Below are 14,892 nucleotides of genomic sequence, written 5' to 3'. Positions count from 1 at the left end.
GAAGTGTGGGCCCCGGCTCTGCAGCGCACCGCTGAAGAAGCGCTGCGCTGCGTCCGGGGCACGAGCCTCACTTCTGCGGCAGGTTCACCCGGACGTGGAGCTCGCGGAGCTGCTTTGTCGTGGCTTCCGAGGGCGCGCCCATCAGCAGGTCCATGGCCTGCTGGTTCATCGGGAACAGCGAGATCTCGCGCAAATTCGTGGTGCCGCACAGCAGCATCACGATGCGGTCGACGCCCGCGGCCATGCCGCCATGCGGCGGCGCGCCGTACTGGAACGCGCGGTACATGCCGCCGAAGCGCTCGACCACTTCCTGCTCACCATACCCGGCGATCTCGAACGCCTTCACCATCGCTTCCGGCACGTGGTTGCGGATGCCGCCCGAGGCGATCTCGTAGCCGTTGCAGGTGATGTCGTACTGGAACGCCTTGATGGTCAGCGGATCCTGGCCCTTCAACGCGTCGAGGCCGCCCTGTGGCATCGAGAACGGATTGTGCGAGAAGTCGACCTTCTTGTCGTCCTCGTTGTACTCGTACATCGGGAAGTCGACGATCCAGGCGAGCTCGAACCGCTCCTTGTCGGTGAGGTTCAATTCCTCGCCGACCTTGTTGCGGGCCAACCCTGAGAACTTCCAGAACTTGTCGGGATCGCCGGCAACGAAGAAGGCGGCATCGCCTTCCTTGACGCCGATCTGCGCGCGGATCGCGGCGGTGCGCTCAGGCCCGATGTTGTTTGCCAAGGGGCCGGCACCCTCGCCGCCCTCGCGCCACATGATGTAGCCGAGGCCGGGCTGGCCCTCGCCCTGCGCCCACGAGTTCATGCGGTCGCAGAAGGCGCGGCTGCCGCCGCCCGGTGCCGGGATGGCCCAGACCTGGTTCTTGGGATCTTCGAGCATGCGCGCGAAGACCTTGAAGCCGGAGCCGCGGAAGTGTTCCGAGACGTCCTGCATCTCGATGGGGTTGCGCAGGTCCGGCTTGTCGCTGCCGTATTTGCGCAGCGCCTCCGCGAACGGGATGCGGCGCCAGTTCTTGCTCACCGGCTTGCCCTTGGCGAACTCCTCGAACACGCCGGTGATCACCGGCTCCATCGCAGCAAAAACATCCTCTTGCGTGACGAAGCTCATCTCGACGTCGAGCTGGTAGAACTCGCCCGGCAGACGGTCGGCGCGCGGGTCTTCGTCGCGGAAGCAGGGCGCGATCTGGAAGTAGCGGTCGAAGCCCGACATCATCAAGAGCTGCTTGTACTGCTGCGGCGCCTGCGGCAGCGCGTAGAATTTTCCCGGATGGATGCGCGACGGCACCAGGAAGTCGCGCGCGCCTTCCGGCGATGACGCGGTCAGGATCGGCGTGTTGAACTCGAAGAAGCCCTGCCCCTCCATACGCCTGCGCATCGACTTGATGATCTCGACGCGCGTCATGATGTTCTGGTGCAGCTTCTCGCGACGCAGGTCGAGGAAACGGTACTTGAGCCTTATGTCCTCAGGATATTCCTGATCGCCGAACACCGGCAGCGGCAGGTCGCCGGCCGGACCGAGCACCTCGATCTCGCTGACATAGATCTCGATCTTGCCGGTCGGCAGGTCGTCGTTGTCGGTGCCCTCGGGGCGGCGGCGGACCTTGCCGTCCATCTTGACCACGAATTCCGAGCGCAGCTTTTCGGCGAGCGAGAACGCCGGCGAGTCCGGATCGACAACGCACTGGGTCAGGCCGTAATGGTCGCGCAGGTCGATGAACAGCACGCCGCCATGGTCGCGGACACGATGGACCCAGCCTGACAGGCGGATCGTCTCGCCGATGTTGCTCTCGCGGAGCGCGCCGCATGTATGTGACCGGTAGCGATGCATGGTCGTCCCAAAATGATGTCTGAGGTTCGAATCGGACGGCTGAGGTGGCCGGTCCGAAGTTGCGGCAGGGTTTACCCGACGAGGCCGGGGGCGGCAACCAAGGGAACGGGCTGTTTTGGGCTGGAAGTGCCCATTTTTGGCAAGTTGAGGCCCGAGCCTTTGCCGATTGGCATTCCACGCCTATCTTGAGGCCATGACGGTCCATTTCCCCTTCCAAAACTCCTATTCGGCGCTGCCGGACAGCTTCTTTGCCCGCGTCGCGCCGACCCCCGTGGCTGCCCCCCGGCTGATCAAGCTGAACCGGCCGCTGGCGATCCAGCTCGGGCTCGATCCGGACATGCTGGAGACCCCTGAGGGCGCCGAAATCCTGGCCGGGAAAACGGTTCCCGTCGGCGCCGACCCGATCGCCATGGCCTATGCCGGCCACCAGTTCGGGCAATTCGTGCCCCAGCTCGGCGACGGAAGGGCGATCCTGCTCGGCGAGGTCATCGACCGGGACGGCGTCCGCCGCGACATCCAGCTCAAGGGAAGCGGGCCCACCCCGTTCTCCCGACGCGGCGACGGCCGCGCCGCGCTCGGTCCGGTGCTGCGCGAATACATCGTCAGCGAGGCGATGTTCGCGCTCGGTATCCCGACCACGCGCTCACTCGCCGCCGTCGTCACCGGCGAGCACGTCATCCGCGAGACCGCGCTGCCCGGCGCGGTGCTGACGCGGGTGGCATCGAGCCACATCCGCGTCGGCACCTTCCAGTTCTTCGCCGTCCGCCGCGATACCGACGCGATCCGCCGGCTCGCCGACCACGTCATTGCCCGCCACTATCCGGAGCTGCTCGGCACCGAGCGGCCCTATCACGCGCTGCTCGCCGGTGTCGTCGCGCGCCAGGCCGAACTCGTCGCGCGCTGGCTGCTGGTCGGCTTCATCCACGGCGTGATGAACACCGACAACTCGTCGATCTCCGGCGAGACCATCGATTACGGCCCCTGCGCCTTCATGGATGCCTACAATCCTGCGCAGGTGTTTTCCTCGATCGATGAGATGGGCCGCTACGCCTATGCCAACCAGCCGCGCATCGCGCTGTGGAATCTGACCCGGCTCGCCGAATGCCTGCTGCCGCTGTTTTCCGACGAGCAGGAGAAGGCGGTCGCGGACGCCCAGGACATTCTCGGCGCCTTCGGCGAGACGTTCAACGACGCCTATCAAGCTGGCCTGCGCAAGAAGGTCGGCCTGTTCACGATGCGTGAGGGCGACGAGGCGCTGATCCAGGACCTGCTGGATGCCATGGCGAAGAACCAGGCCGACTTCACCCTCACCTTCCGTAAGCTCGGCGATGCCGCAGCCGATCCCGCTGCGGACGACGCCCGCGCCGAGTTCATGGACCCCGCAGTCTTCGATGAGTGGGCCAGGCGCTGGCGCGACCGCACCGCTTTGGAGCCGCAGACCGCCGCCGAGCGGCAAGCGGCGATGCATGCGGTCAATCCGATGTTCATCCCGCGCAACCACCGCGTCGAAGCCGTGATCCAGGCCGCGGTCAACAATGACGATTACGCGCCGTTCGAGGAATTGGTGAAGGTGCTGGCGAAGCCGTTCGAGGACCAGCCGGATTATGCGGCGTACGCCGACCCGCCGCTGCCGGATCAGCGCGTGTTGCAGACGTTCTGCGGGACGTAGCGACAGGCTCGATGCGTAGGGTGGATTAGCCGAAGGCGTAATCCACCACTTCTCTCGACCAAACGGAAAGTAAAGAGGTGGATTACGCTTCGCTAATCCACCCTACAGACTGACGCTGCAGCGACCATCACGCCCGTTCACCGAACTCGCCGGCCATCCGGAGATCGCCGCCCCAATCGTCGGGAAATAATCCCTCGCGGACATCGCGGTGAAACGACGAAAACGGCCAGTCGCACGCTTTCGAGACATGCCCGTGATTGTAGTAGCAATACTCGACGTGGCGAGCGTAATCGGCCTCGTCGCGGATCAGATGCTCCCAGAACCGGCGTTGCCAGATGCCGGCGTTCTTTCCGCGCGGCACGGACGGCACTCAGTCGCTCGTTCGCCGGGAGTGCTTCCGCAAAACGTGTTTTGATCAGCCTCCAGCGGACCGAAAAATCGGCATCGCCTGACGGCAGCTTCCAGATCGCGTGAAGATGATCCGGCAGGACTACGAAAGCATCGATCTCGAAGGGATGGCTCTGTCGCGTTGCGGCGACTGCAGCCCGTAAGATTTCGATCTGCTCTGTCAAAAGAGCTTTCCGCCGATCGAACAGGTTCACGGTGAAGAACCAGCATCCTCCCGGAACGAATGCGCGGCGGTAGTCGGACGTGGATCATGAATAGCACAACTTGAAGTTGGCTCACAGTGGTGGATTACGCCTTCGGCTAATCCACCCTACGCACCTCGTCCCTATTTCGTCGCCTTCCTCACCCCGCCGAACGACGCCGCGTCGAACTTCTGCGGATCGACGGGGTCGTAGCGTGACCATTCCATGTCCGGCATCTTGCCGTACCGCTCGGCCCACGCCTTGTCCGTCGTGGTCGTGCCCGGCGCGACCGGTCGAAGCTCGAAATGCAGCACCTTGCTTGGGCCGATCTCGCCGATCGTGTCCTTGGCCTTGACGCTCGCGCCCACCGCGAGCGCCTCTCCCTTCGGCCCGACAATGCGGCCGAGCTGAACATAGCGCGTGTAGACGATGCCGCCGTTGGGATAGGTGTGCTTGAGCACGACGTAGCGGCCGCAACCGCCGATGATCGGCAGATCGGCCGGCGCCTGCTCGCTCACCTCGATCTTGACGACGACGCCGTCCGCCATCGCCGCCACCGGACCGCCCGCCTTGTCCATGGTGAAATCGACGCCGGGATGCTCGTCCTGGGTCCAGCATCCGCAGGAGGTCATCGTCTTGTCCGCCGGCTTGTCGGCGCGAGGAAAACTTCGCGGAGTCAGGAATTCATTGACCAAAAGTCCCGGCCCTTCAGGGGACGTGAAGGCATGGATCGCATAGAGCGACAGTTTGTCCCCGACCGGCACTTCGTTCGGAAGAAAGCCGTAGACGACATCCTGGATGAAGACCTTGAGCTCGCGTCCCTTGGCGGAGCGGACCGTGATGCAATTGGTCGCCTGCAAGCCGTCGGCATCAGACTTGGGCATGCCACTCATGATCAACGCGCGCTTCAGCGCTCCGCTGGCGCACGGCTCCCCGTGCGACGCCAGCGTGACGTCGAGCTTCAGCGGCGACATCGGATAGACGTCGAGGCCCGTCGCCGGCCGTTTCCGCGCCAGGAACTCGTCGAGATCGGTCTCCTTGTAGCGGGCGAAGTTGAACTCGGCGCTCGCCGCATTTGAAGCGGCGCTCAGCGCGGCAAGCAGGACAGCGACAGCAAGCAATCCCAGCCTGTGGGAGATACGCGGCGTCGACATTTGGGATCTCGTGATGCGGTGCGGTTGAGGAATGCCCGAGCAAACCATGAGCGCATCTTCGCGGCAAGGTAGACCGCACCCTGCAGCTCAATCATGAGAGGTCTTCTTGCAGTCTTCAGGGATTGCCGCGGCCTTCCAACGCATGTCCACATCTTCAGCACACCGTTGGAACCGCTGTCATCAAACTGAAACACTCGCCCTCTAACGGGCTGGCAGGCCGTCCTGCCGGAGGCGACCATCCTCCAACAGTCCTGACAAGCGCGCCATGCCCTTCAAATTCATCCACATCACCGACACGCATCTCGCGAACCCGGGGCTGAAACTCTATGGCCTCGACCCGCGCGCCCGGCTGGACGCGGCAATTGCCGACATCAACAAGCACCAGTCCGATGCCGCCTTCGCGGTCGTGACCGGCGACCTCACCCATTGGGGCGAGCCCGAATCCTACGGCAATTTCGCAGACGCAATGGCTGCGCTGAAGATTCCCTACATCGCCATGGTCGGTAATCACGACAAGCGCGTGGCCTGCCTCGACGGCCTGAAGGCCGCTCCGCGCGACCCCAACGGCTTCGTGCAGGGCACCCGGACCACAGAGCACGGGCTGTTCGTCTTCCTCGACACGCTGGACGAGACCAGCCATGCCGGCGAGATGTGCGCCAAACGCCTCGGCTGGCTCGCAAGCACGCTGGCCGCTGCGCCCGCCGACACGCCATTCGTCGTGTTCATGCATCATCCGCCCTTCCCGGTCGGCGTGCACGCGATGGACGAAATCGCACTGGCGCAGAGCGCTGAATTCGCCGAGGTGATCGCGCCCTACCGCTCGCGCATCCGCCATCTCTTCTTCGGCCACGTGCACCGGCCGATCTTCGGCAGCTACGGCAATATCCCGTTCTCGACGCTCCGCGGCACCAACCACCAGGTCTGGTTCGAGCTTGATGCTGCCGCGACCGACCATCTCGCCAGCCACGAGCCGCCGGCCTATGGCGTGGTGCTGATCGACGGCGACAACCTGGTCGTGCACAGCCACGACTTCCTCGACACCAGTCTGCGCTTCCCCTTCGAGCCCCCGGCGGGAGTGGACGGCCGCGACTATGCGCTCAATTTCCCGGCGCGATGAGATGAGCCTCGCTGAACCCGCGGCTCTCCCGGTCGCGACTTCGGCGGCACCGCGCCTGCACGTTCTGAAGCGGTTTTCGAGCCGCTTCAAAGCCTCGTTGCCCGCCTATCTGCTGCTGTTGCCCTCGCTGGTCTTCCTCGCGCTGTTCACCTATGGCGCGATGGGACGCGTCATCATCGACGCGCTCTATCAGCGTGCCACGCCGAAGGCGCCGGTCCGGTTCGTCGGCCTCGACAATATCGCCGCTGTGCTGGCCGACCCCGCCTTCACCGGCGCGGTCGTGAACAACCTCGTCTACGCCGTCGGCACCGCGATCCCCAGCATCGGACTTGCCCTATTGTTCGCGCTGGCGCTGGCTCGCACCAGCGCCGTGAGCAGCGCGTTGCGCGCAGCGCTGTTCCTGCCGGTGCTGATCCCGATGGTCGCGGCGTCCGCGCTGTTCCTGTTCATCTTCCTGCCCAATGTCGGGCTGCTCGACTACTACATCGGCCGGCTGCTTCCGGTGCTGCCGAACTGGCTCGGCGATTCCGACATCGCGCTTTACGCGATCATGGTCATCACGATCTGGAAGAACGCCGGCTATTACATGCTGTTCTTCCTCGCCGGCCTCCAGTCTGTGCCCGAAGACGTGATGGAGGCCGCCCATCTCGACGGCGCGGGCCCATGGCAGCGCATGCGCCACATCATCCTGCCCGAACTCAAGCCCACCTTCCTGTTCGTTATCGTGATCGCCACGCTCAATGCGGTGACGCAGGTCGACCACGTCTTCGTCATGACCAAGGGCGGGCCGTCCAACTCGACCAATCTCGTGCTGTTCTACATCTACCAGCAGGCGGTCGAGCACTACGACATCGGCAAGGCCTCGGCGGCGACGCTACTGACGCTCGCCGCGCTGATGGGCCTCACCGCGCTCTCCTTCCGCACCATGGCGAACCGGGAGGGCGGGCGATGACGCTGATCGACTGGCTGCTCAAGGACGCTCCGCTCGCGACCCGCCGCGAGATCACACCAAAGCTCGGCTTTCTGCTGACCGTGCTGCTCGCGATCGTCTGGCTGATCCCGTTCCTGTGGATGGGTGTGGCGACACTTCGCCCGGCCTCCGAGGGCATCAACCTCATGGCCGAGCTGATGCCGAGCCTGAAGCCGACGCTCGACAATGTCAGGGACGCCTGGGAGATCGGCGATTTCCCACGCTACGCCCTCAACACCACGATCATCTGCACCGGTATCCTCTTGGTGCAGTTCTTCACGATCACGTTGGCGGGCTTTGCCTTTGCGCGGCTCGACTTCGCCGGGAAGTCGTTGATCTTCTACCTGTTCCTGATGCAGCTGATGCTGGTGCCGGTGCTGCTGATCGTGCCGAACCTGCGCATCATCGCGCAGTTCGGTCTCTACGATACGCTTGCCGGCGTGATGATGCCGTTCTTCGCGTCCGCGTTTGGCACGTTCCTGATGCGCCAGGCCTTCGAGGCCATTCCCACGGAGCTCGAGGACGCGGCCCTGATCGACGGCGCCGGTCTCTTTCAGCGCATCCGCCACATCTATGTGCCGCTGTCGATGCCGAGCTTTTCCGCCTTCGCGATCATCTCGGTGACCAGCCACTGGAACGACTTCCTGTGGCCGCTGATGGTGATCAATTCGCCGGACAAGCGGCCGCTTACCGTCGGGCTCTCGGTGTTCACCGCGACCGCGGAGGGCACGCAGGCCTGGGGCACCATCGCCGCCGGCACGCTGATGGTGATCGCGCCGCTGCTCATCACCTTCCTGATCTTCCAGAAGCGATTCATCAGTTCTTTCGTCACCTCAGGCATCAAATAGGAGATTCTTCGATGCTGTTTACCCGCAGGCTCATGCTTGGCCTCGCCATGGCTGGCACTATGGCAGGCGCCCTCGCCGTCCCGGCAATGGCCGAAGGCCCGACCGAGATCGACCTGTTCTTCCCCGTCCCCGTCGACGGCAAGCTCGCCCGCGACATGGGCACCCTGATCAAGGAGTTCAACGAGACCCATCCCGCGATCAAGGCCACCGCCGTCTACACCGGCTCCTATGACGACACGCTGATCAAGACGCGCGCCTCGATCAAGGCCGGCAAGCCGCCGGCTGCCGTGATCATGTCGGCGAACTTCCTGCTCGACATGCAGATCGAGAACGAGCTCACCAATCTCGATCCCCTGATCGCCGCCGACGGCACCACCAAGGACCAGTTCCTCGGCCAGTTCTTCCCGGCACTCCAGGGCAACGCGGTGATCAACCGCTCGGTCTACGGCGTGCCCTTCCACAATTCGACGCCGCTGCTCTACATCAACGCCGACAAGGCCAAGGAAGCCGGCCTCGATCCGAACAAGCCGCCGCAGACCTGGGCCGAGCTCACCGACTGGGCCAAGAAGCTCACCAAGCGCGAGGGCGACAAGGTGACCCAATGGGGCATCGCGATCCCCTGCGCCTACGACTATTGCGGCTGGATGATGGAAACGCTCACCATGACCAATGGCGGGCGCTACTACAACGAGGAGTTCGGCGGCGAGGTCTATTACGACACGCCCTCGATGCTCGGTGCGCTGACCTGGTGGAACGACCTCGTCACCAAGCACAAGGTGCATGCGCCCGGCGCCACGCCCGGTCCGGCCGTCAGCACCTCCTTCATCTCCGGCAATGCCGCGATGATGATGCTGTCGACGGGCTCGCTGACCTATGTGCGCGACAACGCCAAGTTCGCCTACAAGGTCGCGTTCATCCCGCGCAACGTCCGCAACGCCGTGCCGATCGGCGGCGCCTCGCTGATCGTTCCGGCCGGCCTCGAAGCCGACAAGCAGAAGGCCGCCTGGACCCTGATCAAGTGGATGACCTCGCCCGAGAAGAGCGCCTGGTGGAGCCGCGCCACCGGCTATTTCGCGCCCAACATGGCCGCCTACAAGACGCCTGACATGGTCGACTTCCTCAACAAGAACCCGGACGCCAAGACCGCCGTCGAGCAGCTCGACGTCGCAAAGCCCTGGTTCGCGACCTACAAGACCGTGCCGGTGCGCAAGACACTGGAGGACGAGGTCATGCTGGTCCTCAACGGCAAGAAGCAGCCGAAGGAGGCCCTCGCCGCCGCCCAGAAGGCCGCCGACGAGCTGCTCAAGCCATACAATGCGGAGACCTCGCTGAAGCTGCCGTAAGGAAGCCTTGTAGGGTGGATTAGCCCGCGGCTGCGCGAAGCGCATCCGCGGGCGTAATCCACCGCTTCTGCCTCCGCGGATATGGACAGTGGTGGGTTACGCCGAGCGAACTGGGCTTCGCGCAGTCGCAGGGCTAACCCACCCTACGGGTTACTCAGATCGTCACCACGATCTTGCCGAATTGTGTGTTCGACTCCAGGAAGCGATGCGCCTCGACGATGTCGTCAAACCGGAATGTCCTGGCGATGACCGGCTTCAACGTGCCGTCCGACAGCCCGTCGAGAATGAAGGCCTTTGCCTTCGCAAGGCGCGCGGGATCGCGGATGATCTCGTGCACGAGGTAGCCGCGCAGCGTCAGGCTCTTGGTGAGCACGTTGACGAGCGGAAACGGGGTCGGCTCGGGGCTCAACCCGCCATATTCGATCAGGATGCCGCCCGGCGACATCGCCGCGGTCAGCGGCTCGAACACCGGTCCGCCAACTGCTTCAAGCACCACGCGGACACCGCTTGAACCGGCGATCTCCGCCAGCCGCGCTCGGATGTCCTCTTCATCCGAGGCGATGACGTGGGCGGCACCAGCATCGAGCAATGCGCGCCGCTTGGTCGAGGTCCGCGTCAGGGCGACAGGAACAGCGCCAATCCGGTTTGCGATCTGAATCGCCGCAAGCCCGACGCTGCTCGATGCCGCCGTGATGGCGACGACGTCTCCTCGCCGAAGTCCGGCGATATCGACCAGTGCCCCGTAGGCCGTCAGATATTGCATCCAAAATGCGGCCGCCACCTCGAAGCCAAGCTCGGGCGGATGCTTCACGACGAGCTCGGCCGGAAACGCCGCGAGCTCGGCATAGGCCGGCCATCGCACCATCGACAGCGGCGGCACGATGCTGACGGCCTCGCCCGGCGAAAAGCCGCCCACGTCTTCGCCGATCGCCTCGACGATGCCGGCAGCCTCAAGACCCAGGCCGGAGGGAAATATCGCGGCCTCGATATAGGTGCCCCTCCTCAACAGGGCTTCCGCACGGTTGAGGCCGAGCGCCTTGACCCGGATCTGCACCTCGCCCCTTCCCGGCGGTGCGACGTCGATGGTCTCGATGCGCAGCACTTCGGGACCGCCATATCTATGGAAACGAACGACGCGCGTCATGGAAAACTCCAAAACAATTGAACTGAATGGAGCTATGCCGATCCCGGAGAAGCGGATAAATCGCCGAGGCGAGCGAACAGTCGAAACCAGGAGTTTTTAATGATGGACCGCCTGACCAGCATGGCCGTGTTCGTCAAGGCCGTCGATCTCGGCTCGTTCGCGGCCGCGGCCGACGCCTTCGAGATGTCGGGGCCGATGGTCGGCAAGCATGTGCGTTTCCTCGAGGAGCGCCTCGGCGTCCGCCTCCTCAACCGCACCACGCGGCGTCAGAGCCTGACCGAGGCCGGACAGGCCTATTACGAGCGCTGCCGAGCCGTGCTCAGCGAGGCCGACGCCGCTGACGCCGTCATTGCCGACGAGCTGTCAGAGCCGCGCGGCAGGCTGCGCGTCACCATGCCTGCTCTGCTGGGACGGCACTGCGTCGCTCCCTTGCTGATGAAGCTCGCACGGAAATATCCGCGTCTGGAGCTCGATCTCTCCTTCGGCGATCCGATCGCGAACATCGTCGAGGCCGGCTATGACCTTGCGATCCGGACCGGTGACCTCGACGACCAATCCGGCCTGATCGCGCGGCGCATCGCAAGCCAGCGCATGGTGGTGTGCGGCGCGCGGTCGTATCTGCGCGCCAACGGCAAGCCGAAATCGATCGACGATCTCGCCGCGCACCAGGCGATCATCTATCGCCGCTCCGGGCGTGTCCGGCCGTGGCTGTTTCCGCAAGCAGACCAGCCGCCGCGCGAGATCATGCCGACTGGCAGGCTGAGGCTCGATGATTTGGAGGCAATCGCCGATGCCGCCGCGCAGGGCATGGGATTGGCCTGGCTGCCCTACTGGCTGGTCCGCGAACGCCTCAACGCCGGAGCGCTGGTCGGTCTCTTCGCGGGGCAGCCCGAATTCCTCTACGACTGCCACGCGCTGTGGCCGCGTTCGCCCCGGATGCCGCCGAAAGTTCGCGCGGCTGTGGACAGCCTCGCTGCCGCCTTGCCGAAGCTGATGACGTGATGGCGGAGCCCAGCCCCCGTTAACCCGGCGTCCACCATTCCGCCTGCCGTGCGGCCGGTAACCACGAGAATTAACAGACCCTCAACGCACGCCCGACAAGTCTAACGGTCTTTCGGGGGGATTTTGCCGTGGATCTGTTGGTTTTCGAGTTCCTGGGACTGGCGCTGGTCGCCATGTGCGTAGTCGTGGTGGCGCTGCCTTGCGCCCGCAAATCCTCGAACCGGGTCCGCTACGAATAGGAATTTCGTCGGAAACAGGCGATTCCGGCCCGATGCAAGGCTCGAATTCGCTTAGAGCCCCTTGACATCACAGCGCTTTCGGCAGAACGGCTGATATCAAGTGTCATGGGCCGTTCATGGATTTGATTACCACCACCGCTGACCTCGCGGCTGCCTGCAGCCGGTTGGCCAAGCACCCCGTCATTACAGTCGATACCGAGTTCCTGCGCGAAACCACCTATTACCCGCTGTTGTGCGTGGTGCAGATGGCCAGCCCCGAGGAAGCGATCGTCATCGACACCCTGGCCGAGGGCATCGACCTCAAGCCGTTCTTCGAGCTGATGGGCAACGAGGGCGTGCTGAAGGTGTTCCACGCCGCCCGCCAGGACATCGAGATCATCTGGCATCAGGCCAACATCATCCCGCACCCGGTGTTCGACACCCAGGTCGCCGCCATGGTGCTCGGCTATGGCGACAGCATCGCCTACGACCAGCTGGTCGAGAAGGTCACCGGCCACCGGCCGGACAAGACCCACCGTTTCACCGATTGGTCGCGCCGGCCGTTGACCAAGGAGCAGATGCACTACGCGGTATCCGACGTCACCCATCTGCGCGACGTCTTCGCAGCGCTCGACGCCGACCTCAAGAAGCGGCGCCGCAGCGAATGGGTCTCGATCGAGATGGAGGTCCTGACCTCGCCCAAGACCTACGACTTCCACCCCGAGCGCGCCTGGGAGCGGCTGAAGACGCGGGTGCGCAAGCCCAAGGACCTCGCCGTCCTGATGGAGGTCGCGGCCTGGCGCGAGCAGGAGGCGCAGAGCCGCGACGTGCCGCGCGGCCGCGTGCTGCGCGACGAGGCCATCAGCGATATCGCGACCCACGCCCCGAACACGGTCGAGAAGCTCGCGCATCTGCGCTCGGTGCCGAAGGGCTTTGAGAAGTCCAAATGGGGCGCGGACATCATCGCCGCGGTCGAGCGCGGGCTGGCGCGGGACTTGTCGACGCTGCCGAAGCTGGAGAAGCCGCGCAACAATTCCAACGGCGCGGCCATCGTCGAGCTGCTCAAGGTGCTGCTGCGGATGACGGCGGAACGCCATGCGGTCGCCAGCAAGGTGATCGCGACCGTCGACGATCTCGAAGAGATCGCAGCCGACGACGAGGCCGACGTGCCGGCGCTACGCGGCTGGCGCCGCGAGCTGTTCGGCGACGCCGCCCTGAAACTCAAGCGCGGCGAGCTGGCGCTGGCGATCGAAAAAGGCCGGGTGATCGGGGTGCAGCGGGCGTAGGGGGCCAGATCCTTCCCCGCGGTCGTCCTGGCGAAAGCCAGGACCCATTACCCTTGGGAGGAATTTGGCGAAGACTCGCCGTTCGGTACTCCTACCACGCTCAATCGATAGATCACGCGGTATGGGTCCTGGCTTTCGCCAGGACGACACCGAAGTTGTGGCGGACTGCTCCGCTCGCAATGACAGTCCGGCTTACGCCGGCGTCAGCTTGGCCACGTCGCCCTTCATGTCCTCCAGCACGCCCGAGATCGCGGCGACCAGTTCGTCGATCTGGCCCTTGGTGACGATCAGCGGCGGGCAGATGGCGATGGCATCCAGCATGTTGCGCGAGATCACGCCGCGCTCCTGGAGCATGCGGCTGGCGATGCCGCCGACGCCACCGGGTGTCGTTGCCGCCGTCTTGCGCTGCTTGTCGAGCACCAGCTCGATCGCCGCGATCATGCCGACGCCGCGGACCTCGCCGACCAGCGGGTGGCTGGTGAGCTCGCGCAGTCTGCCTTGCATATAGGCACCGAGCTCGGCGGCATGCGCCACCAGTCCGCGCTCCTCGATGATCTTGAGGTTCTCCAGCGCAATCGCCGAGCCGACCGGATGGCCGCCCGCGGTAAAGCCGTGGCCGAGCACGCCGATCTTGTTGCTCTCGTCCGCGATCGGCTCGAACATGCGGTCGTTCAGGATGATCGCCGACAGCGGGAAATAGCTCGACGTGATCTGCTTGGAGACCACGATCGCATCCGGCTTGATGCCATAGGTCTCGCAGCCGAACATCTTGCCGGTGCGGCCGAAGCCGCAGATCACCTCGTCGGCGATCAGCAGGATGTCGTACTTGTTCAAGACCTGCTGGATCTTGTCCCAATAGGTCGCCGGCGGCACGATGACGCCGCCCGCGCCCATCACCGGCTCGCCGAAGAAGGCGGCAATCGTGTCCGGTCCCTCCTTCTGGATCAGCGCGTCGAGCTCCTCGGCCCGCCGCGTCGCGAACGCTTCCTCGCTCTCACCCGGCGCGCCGTCCTTGTAGAAATGCGGCGAGCCCGTGTGCAGGATGTTCGGCAGCGGCAGGTCGAACGAGCGGTGGTTGTTCGGCAGGCCGGTGAGGCTCGCCGACGCGATGGTGACGCCGTGATAGGCGCGCATGCGGCTGATCACCTTCTTGCGCTGCGGCTGGCCGAGCGCGTTGGAGCGATAGGCGATCAGCTTCAGGACGGTGTCGTTGGCCTCCGAGCCGGAATTGGTGAAGAACACCTTGCTCATCGGCACCGGCGCGAGCGCCACCAGCTTCTCGGCGAGATCGATCGAGGGACCGTGCGATTTGGCGGAGAACGTGTGGTAGAACGGCAGCGCCAGCATCTGCTTGTGCGCGGCGTCGACCAGCCGCTTCTCGTTGAAGCCGAGCCCGACGCTCCACAAGCCAGCCATCGCCTCGAAATAGCGCTTGCCCGACGCATCGAAGACATAAGGCCCCTCGCCGCGCTCGATCACCAGCGGACCGGCCTGCTGATGGGTGCGCGCATTGGTGTAGGGATGGAGCTGGTAGGCCACATCCCGGGCCTCTTGCGAATTGGGCAGCATGGACATTTGCGAGGATCCTTAAAAGTCGTCACTTGGCCGGCGTGATCACTTGGCTATTGCGAGAGTAGACAACTTGCAACGCCAATTCGTCGGCAGCAAACGCCCAGCAGCGTTGCGCAAAGCGGCAGACGTGAGACCGGGA

The 14,892-nt window shown here is 64.5% G+C and carries 11 protein-coding genes and 1 pseudogene; 7 read left to right on the top strand and 5 right to left on the bottom strand.

All coding sequences use genetic code 11. From position 1 onward, the window contains the following. Positions 1-67: 67 nt before the first annotated feature. Positions 68-1,840 carry an aspartate--tRNA ligase gene (gene aspS, locus ACXJMY_RS24575; RefSeq protein ID WP_456621928.1) on the bottom strand — a complete coding sequence of 591 codons (1,773 nt, stop codon included), beginning with the start codon at positions 1,838-1,840 and terminating at the stop codon, positions 68-70. Positions 1,841-2,033: 193 nt separating this feature from the next. Here aspS and ACXJMY_RS24570 point away from each other — a divergent pair, with 193 nt between their 5' ends. Next, positions 2,034-3,509 carry a protein adenylyltransferase SelO gene (locus ACXJMY_RS24570; RefSeq protein ID WP_456621927.1) on the top strand — a complete coding sequence of 492 codons (1,476 nt, stop codon included), beginning with the start codon at positions 2,034-2,036 and terminating at the stop codon, positions 3,507-3,509. Between the two features lie 127 nt (positions 3,510-3,636). Here ACXJMY_RS24570 and ACXJMY_RS24565 read toward each other — a convergent pair. Together ACXJMY_RS24565 and ACXJMY_RS24560 are read right to left on the bottom strand one after the other, a co-directional pair. Continuing rightward, positions 3,637-4,111, bottom strand: a pseudogene (locus ACXJMY_RS24565) (REP-associated tyrosine transposase). A gap of 131 nt (positions 4,112-4,242) precedes the next feature. After that, the gene (locus ACXJMY_RS24560; protein WP_456621926.1) at positions 4,243-5,253 is read right to left on the bottom strand and encodes a M23 family metallopeptidase; all 1,011 of its coding nucleotides are present in this window, start codon (positions 5,251-5,253) and stop codon (positions 4,243-4,245) included. A gap of 265 nt (positions 5,254-5,518) precedes the next feature. Between ACXJMY_RS24560 and ACXJMY_RS24555 the strand changes: the two genes are divergently transcribed. Genes ACXJMY_RS24555 through ACXJMY_RS24540 form a run of 4 tightly spaced genes read left to right on the top strand, consistent with a single transcriptional unit; the run spans position 5,519 to position 9,531 of the window. Then, complete coding sequence (locus ACXJMY_RS24555; RefSeq protein WP_456621925.1) at positions 5,519-6,370, top strand: phosphodiesterase; 852 nt, start codon at positions 5,519-5,521, stop codon at positions 6,368-6,370. Position 6,371: 1 nt separating this feature from the next. Next, positions 6,372-7,322, top strand: coding sequence for a carbohydrate ABC transporter permease (locus tag ACXJMY_RS24550; protein ID WP_456621924.1), 951 nt, complete (start codon positions 6,372-6,374; stop codon positions 7,320-7,322). Next, entirely contained in the window at positions 7,319-8,188 is an 870-nt protein-coding gene (locus tag ACXJMY_RS24545) for a carbohydrate ABC transporter permease (RefSeq protein WP_456621923.1), read from the top strand. Before ACXJMY_RS24550 ends, ACXJMY_RS24545 begins: the two co-directional genes overlap by 4 nt. An 11-nt stretch (positions 8,189-8,199) precedes the next feature. After that, the gene (locus ACXJMY_RS24540; protein WP_456621922.1) at positions 8,200-9,531 is read left to right on the top strand and encodes an extracellular solute-binding protein; all 1,332 of its coding nucleotides are present in this window, start codon (positions 8,200-8,202) and stop codon (positions 9,529-9,531) included. A gap of 154 nt (positions 9,532-9,685) precedes the next feature. Here ACXJMY_RS24540 and ACXJMY_RS24535 read toward each other — a convergent pair whose 3' ends face one another. Further along, entirely contained in the window at positions 9,686-10,675 is a 990-nt protein-coding gene (locus ACXJMY_RS24535; RefSeq protein ID WP_456621921.1) for a zinc-dependent alcohol dehydrogenase family protein, read from the bottom strand. A gap of 102 nt (positions 10,676-10,777) precedes the next feature. On the opposite strand from ACXJMY_RS24535, the gene ACXJMY_RS24530 reads away from it, so the two are divergent. Next, positions 10,778-11,677 carry a LysR family transcriptional regulator gene (locus ACXJMY_RS24530; protein WP_456621969.1) on the top strand — a complete coding sequence of 300 codons (900 nt, stop codon included), beginning with the start codon at positions 10,778-10,780 and terminating at the stop codon, positions 11,675-11,677. Positions 11,678-12,032: 355 nt separating this feature from the next. Further along, complete coding sequence (rnd, locus tag ACXJMY_RS24525; protein WP_456621920.1) at positions 12,033-13,181, top strand: ribonuclease D; 1,149 nt, start codon at positions 12,033-12,035, stop codon at positions 13,179-13,181. Positions 13,182-13,373: 192 nt separating this feature from the next. Here the strand turns inward: rnd and ACXJMY_RS24520 are convergent, their stop codons facing one another. Beyond that, positions 13,374-14,756 carry an aspartate aminotransferase family protein gene (locus ACXJMY_RS24520; RefSeq protein WP_456621919.1) on the bottom strand — a complete coding sequence of 461 codons (1,383 nt, stop codon included), beginning with the start codon at positions 14,754-14,756 and terminating at the stop codon, positions 13,374-13,376. Positions 14,757-14,892 lie beyond the last annotated feature (136 nt).

The sequence above is a fragment of the Bradyrhizobium sp. P5_C12 genome (genome assembly GCF_054049735.1).
The sequence above is the reverse complement of the archived record's forward strand: the minus strand, read 5'-3'. Positions and strand labels throughout refer to the sequence as shown.

What these genes read in the sequence shown, in the direction of transcription:
- ACXJMY_RS24550 (WP_456621924.1), top strand. Translation starts at nt 6,372, where the DNA reads ATGAGCCTCGCTGAACCCGCGGCTCTCCCGGTCGCGACTTCGGCGGCA.
- ACXJMY_RS24545 (WP_456621923.1), top strand. Translation starts at nt 7,319, where the DNA reads ATGACGCTGATCGACTGGCTGCTCAAGGACGCTCCGCTCGCGACCCGC.
- ACXJMY_RS24560 (WP_456621926.1), bottom strand. Translation starts at nt 5,253, where the DNA reads ATGTCGACGCCGCGTATCTCCCACAGGCTGGGATTGCTTGCTGTCGCT.
- ACXJMY_RS24570 (WP_456621927.1), top strand. Translation starts at nt 2,034, where the DNA reads ATGACGGTCCATTTCCCCTTCCAAAACTCCTATTCGGCGCTGCCGGAC.
- ACXJMY_RS24540 (WP_456621922.1), top strand. Translation starts at nt 8,200, where the DNA reads ATGCTGTTTACCCGCAGGCTCATGCTTGGCCTCGCCATGGCTGGCACT.
- ACXJMY_RS24535 (WP_456621921.1), bottom strand. Translation starts at nt 10,675, where the DNA reads ATGACGCGCGTCGTTCGTTTCCATAGATATGGCGGTCCCGAAGTGCTG.
- rnd (WP_456621920.1), top strand. Translation starts at nt 12,033, where the DNA reads ATGGATTTGATTACCACCACCGCTGACCTCGCGGCTGCCTGCAGCCGG.
- aspS (WP_456621928.1), bottom strand. Translation starts at nt 1,840, where the DNA reads ATGCATCGCTACCGGTCACATACATGCGGCGCGCTCCGCGAGAGCAAC.
- ACXJMY_RS24520 (WP_456621919.1), bottom strand. Translation starts at nt 14,756, where the DNA reads ATGTCCATGCTGCCCAATTCGCAAGAGGCCCGGGATGTGGCCTACCAG.
- ACXJMY_RS24530 (WP_456621969.1), top strand. Translation starts at nt 10,778, where the DNA reads ATGGACCGCCTGACCAGCATGGCCGTGTTCGTCAAGGCCGTCGATCTC.
- ACXJMY_RS24555 (WP_456621925.1), top strand. Translation starts at nt 5,519, where the DNA reads ATGCCCTTCAAATTCATCCACATCACCGACACGCATCTCGCGAACCCG.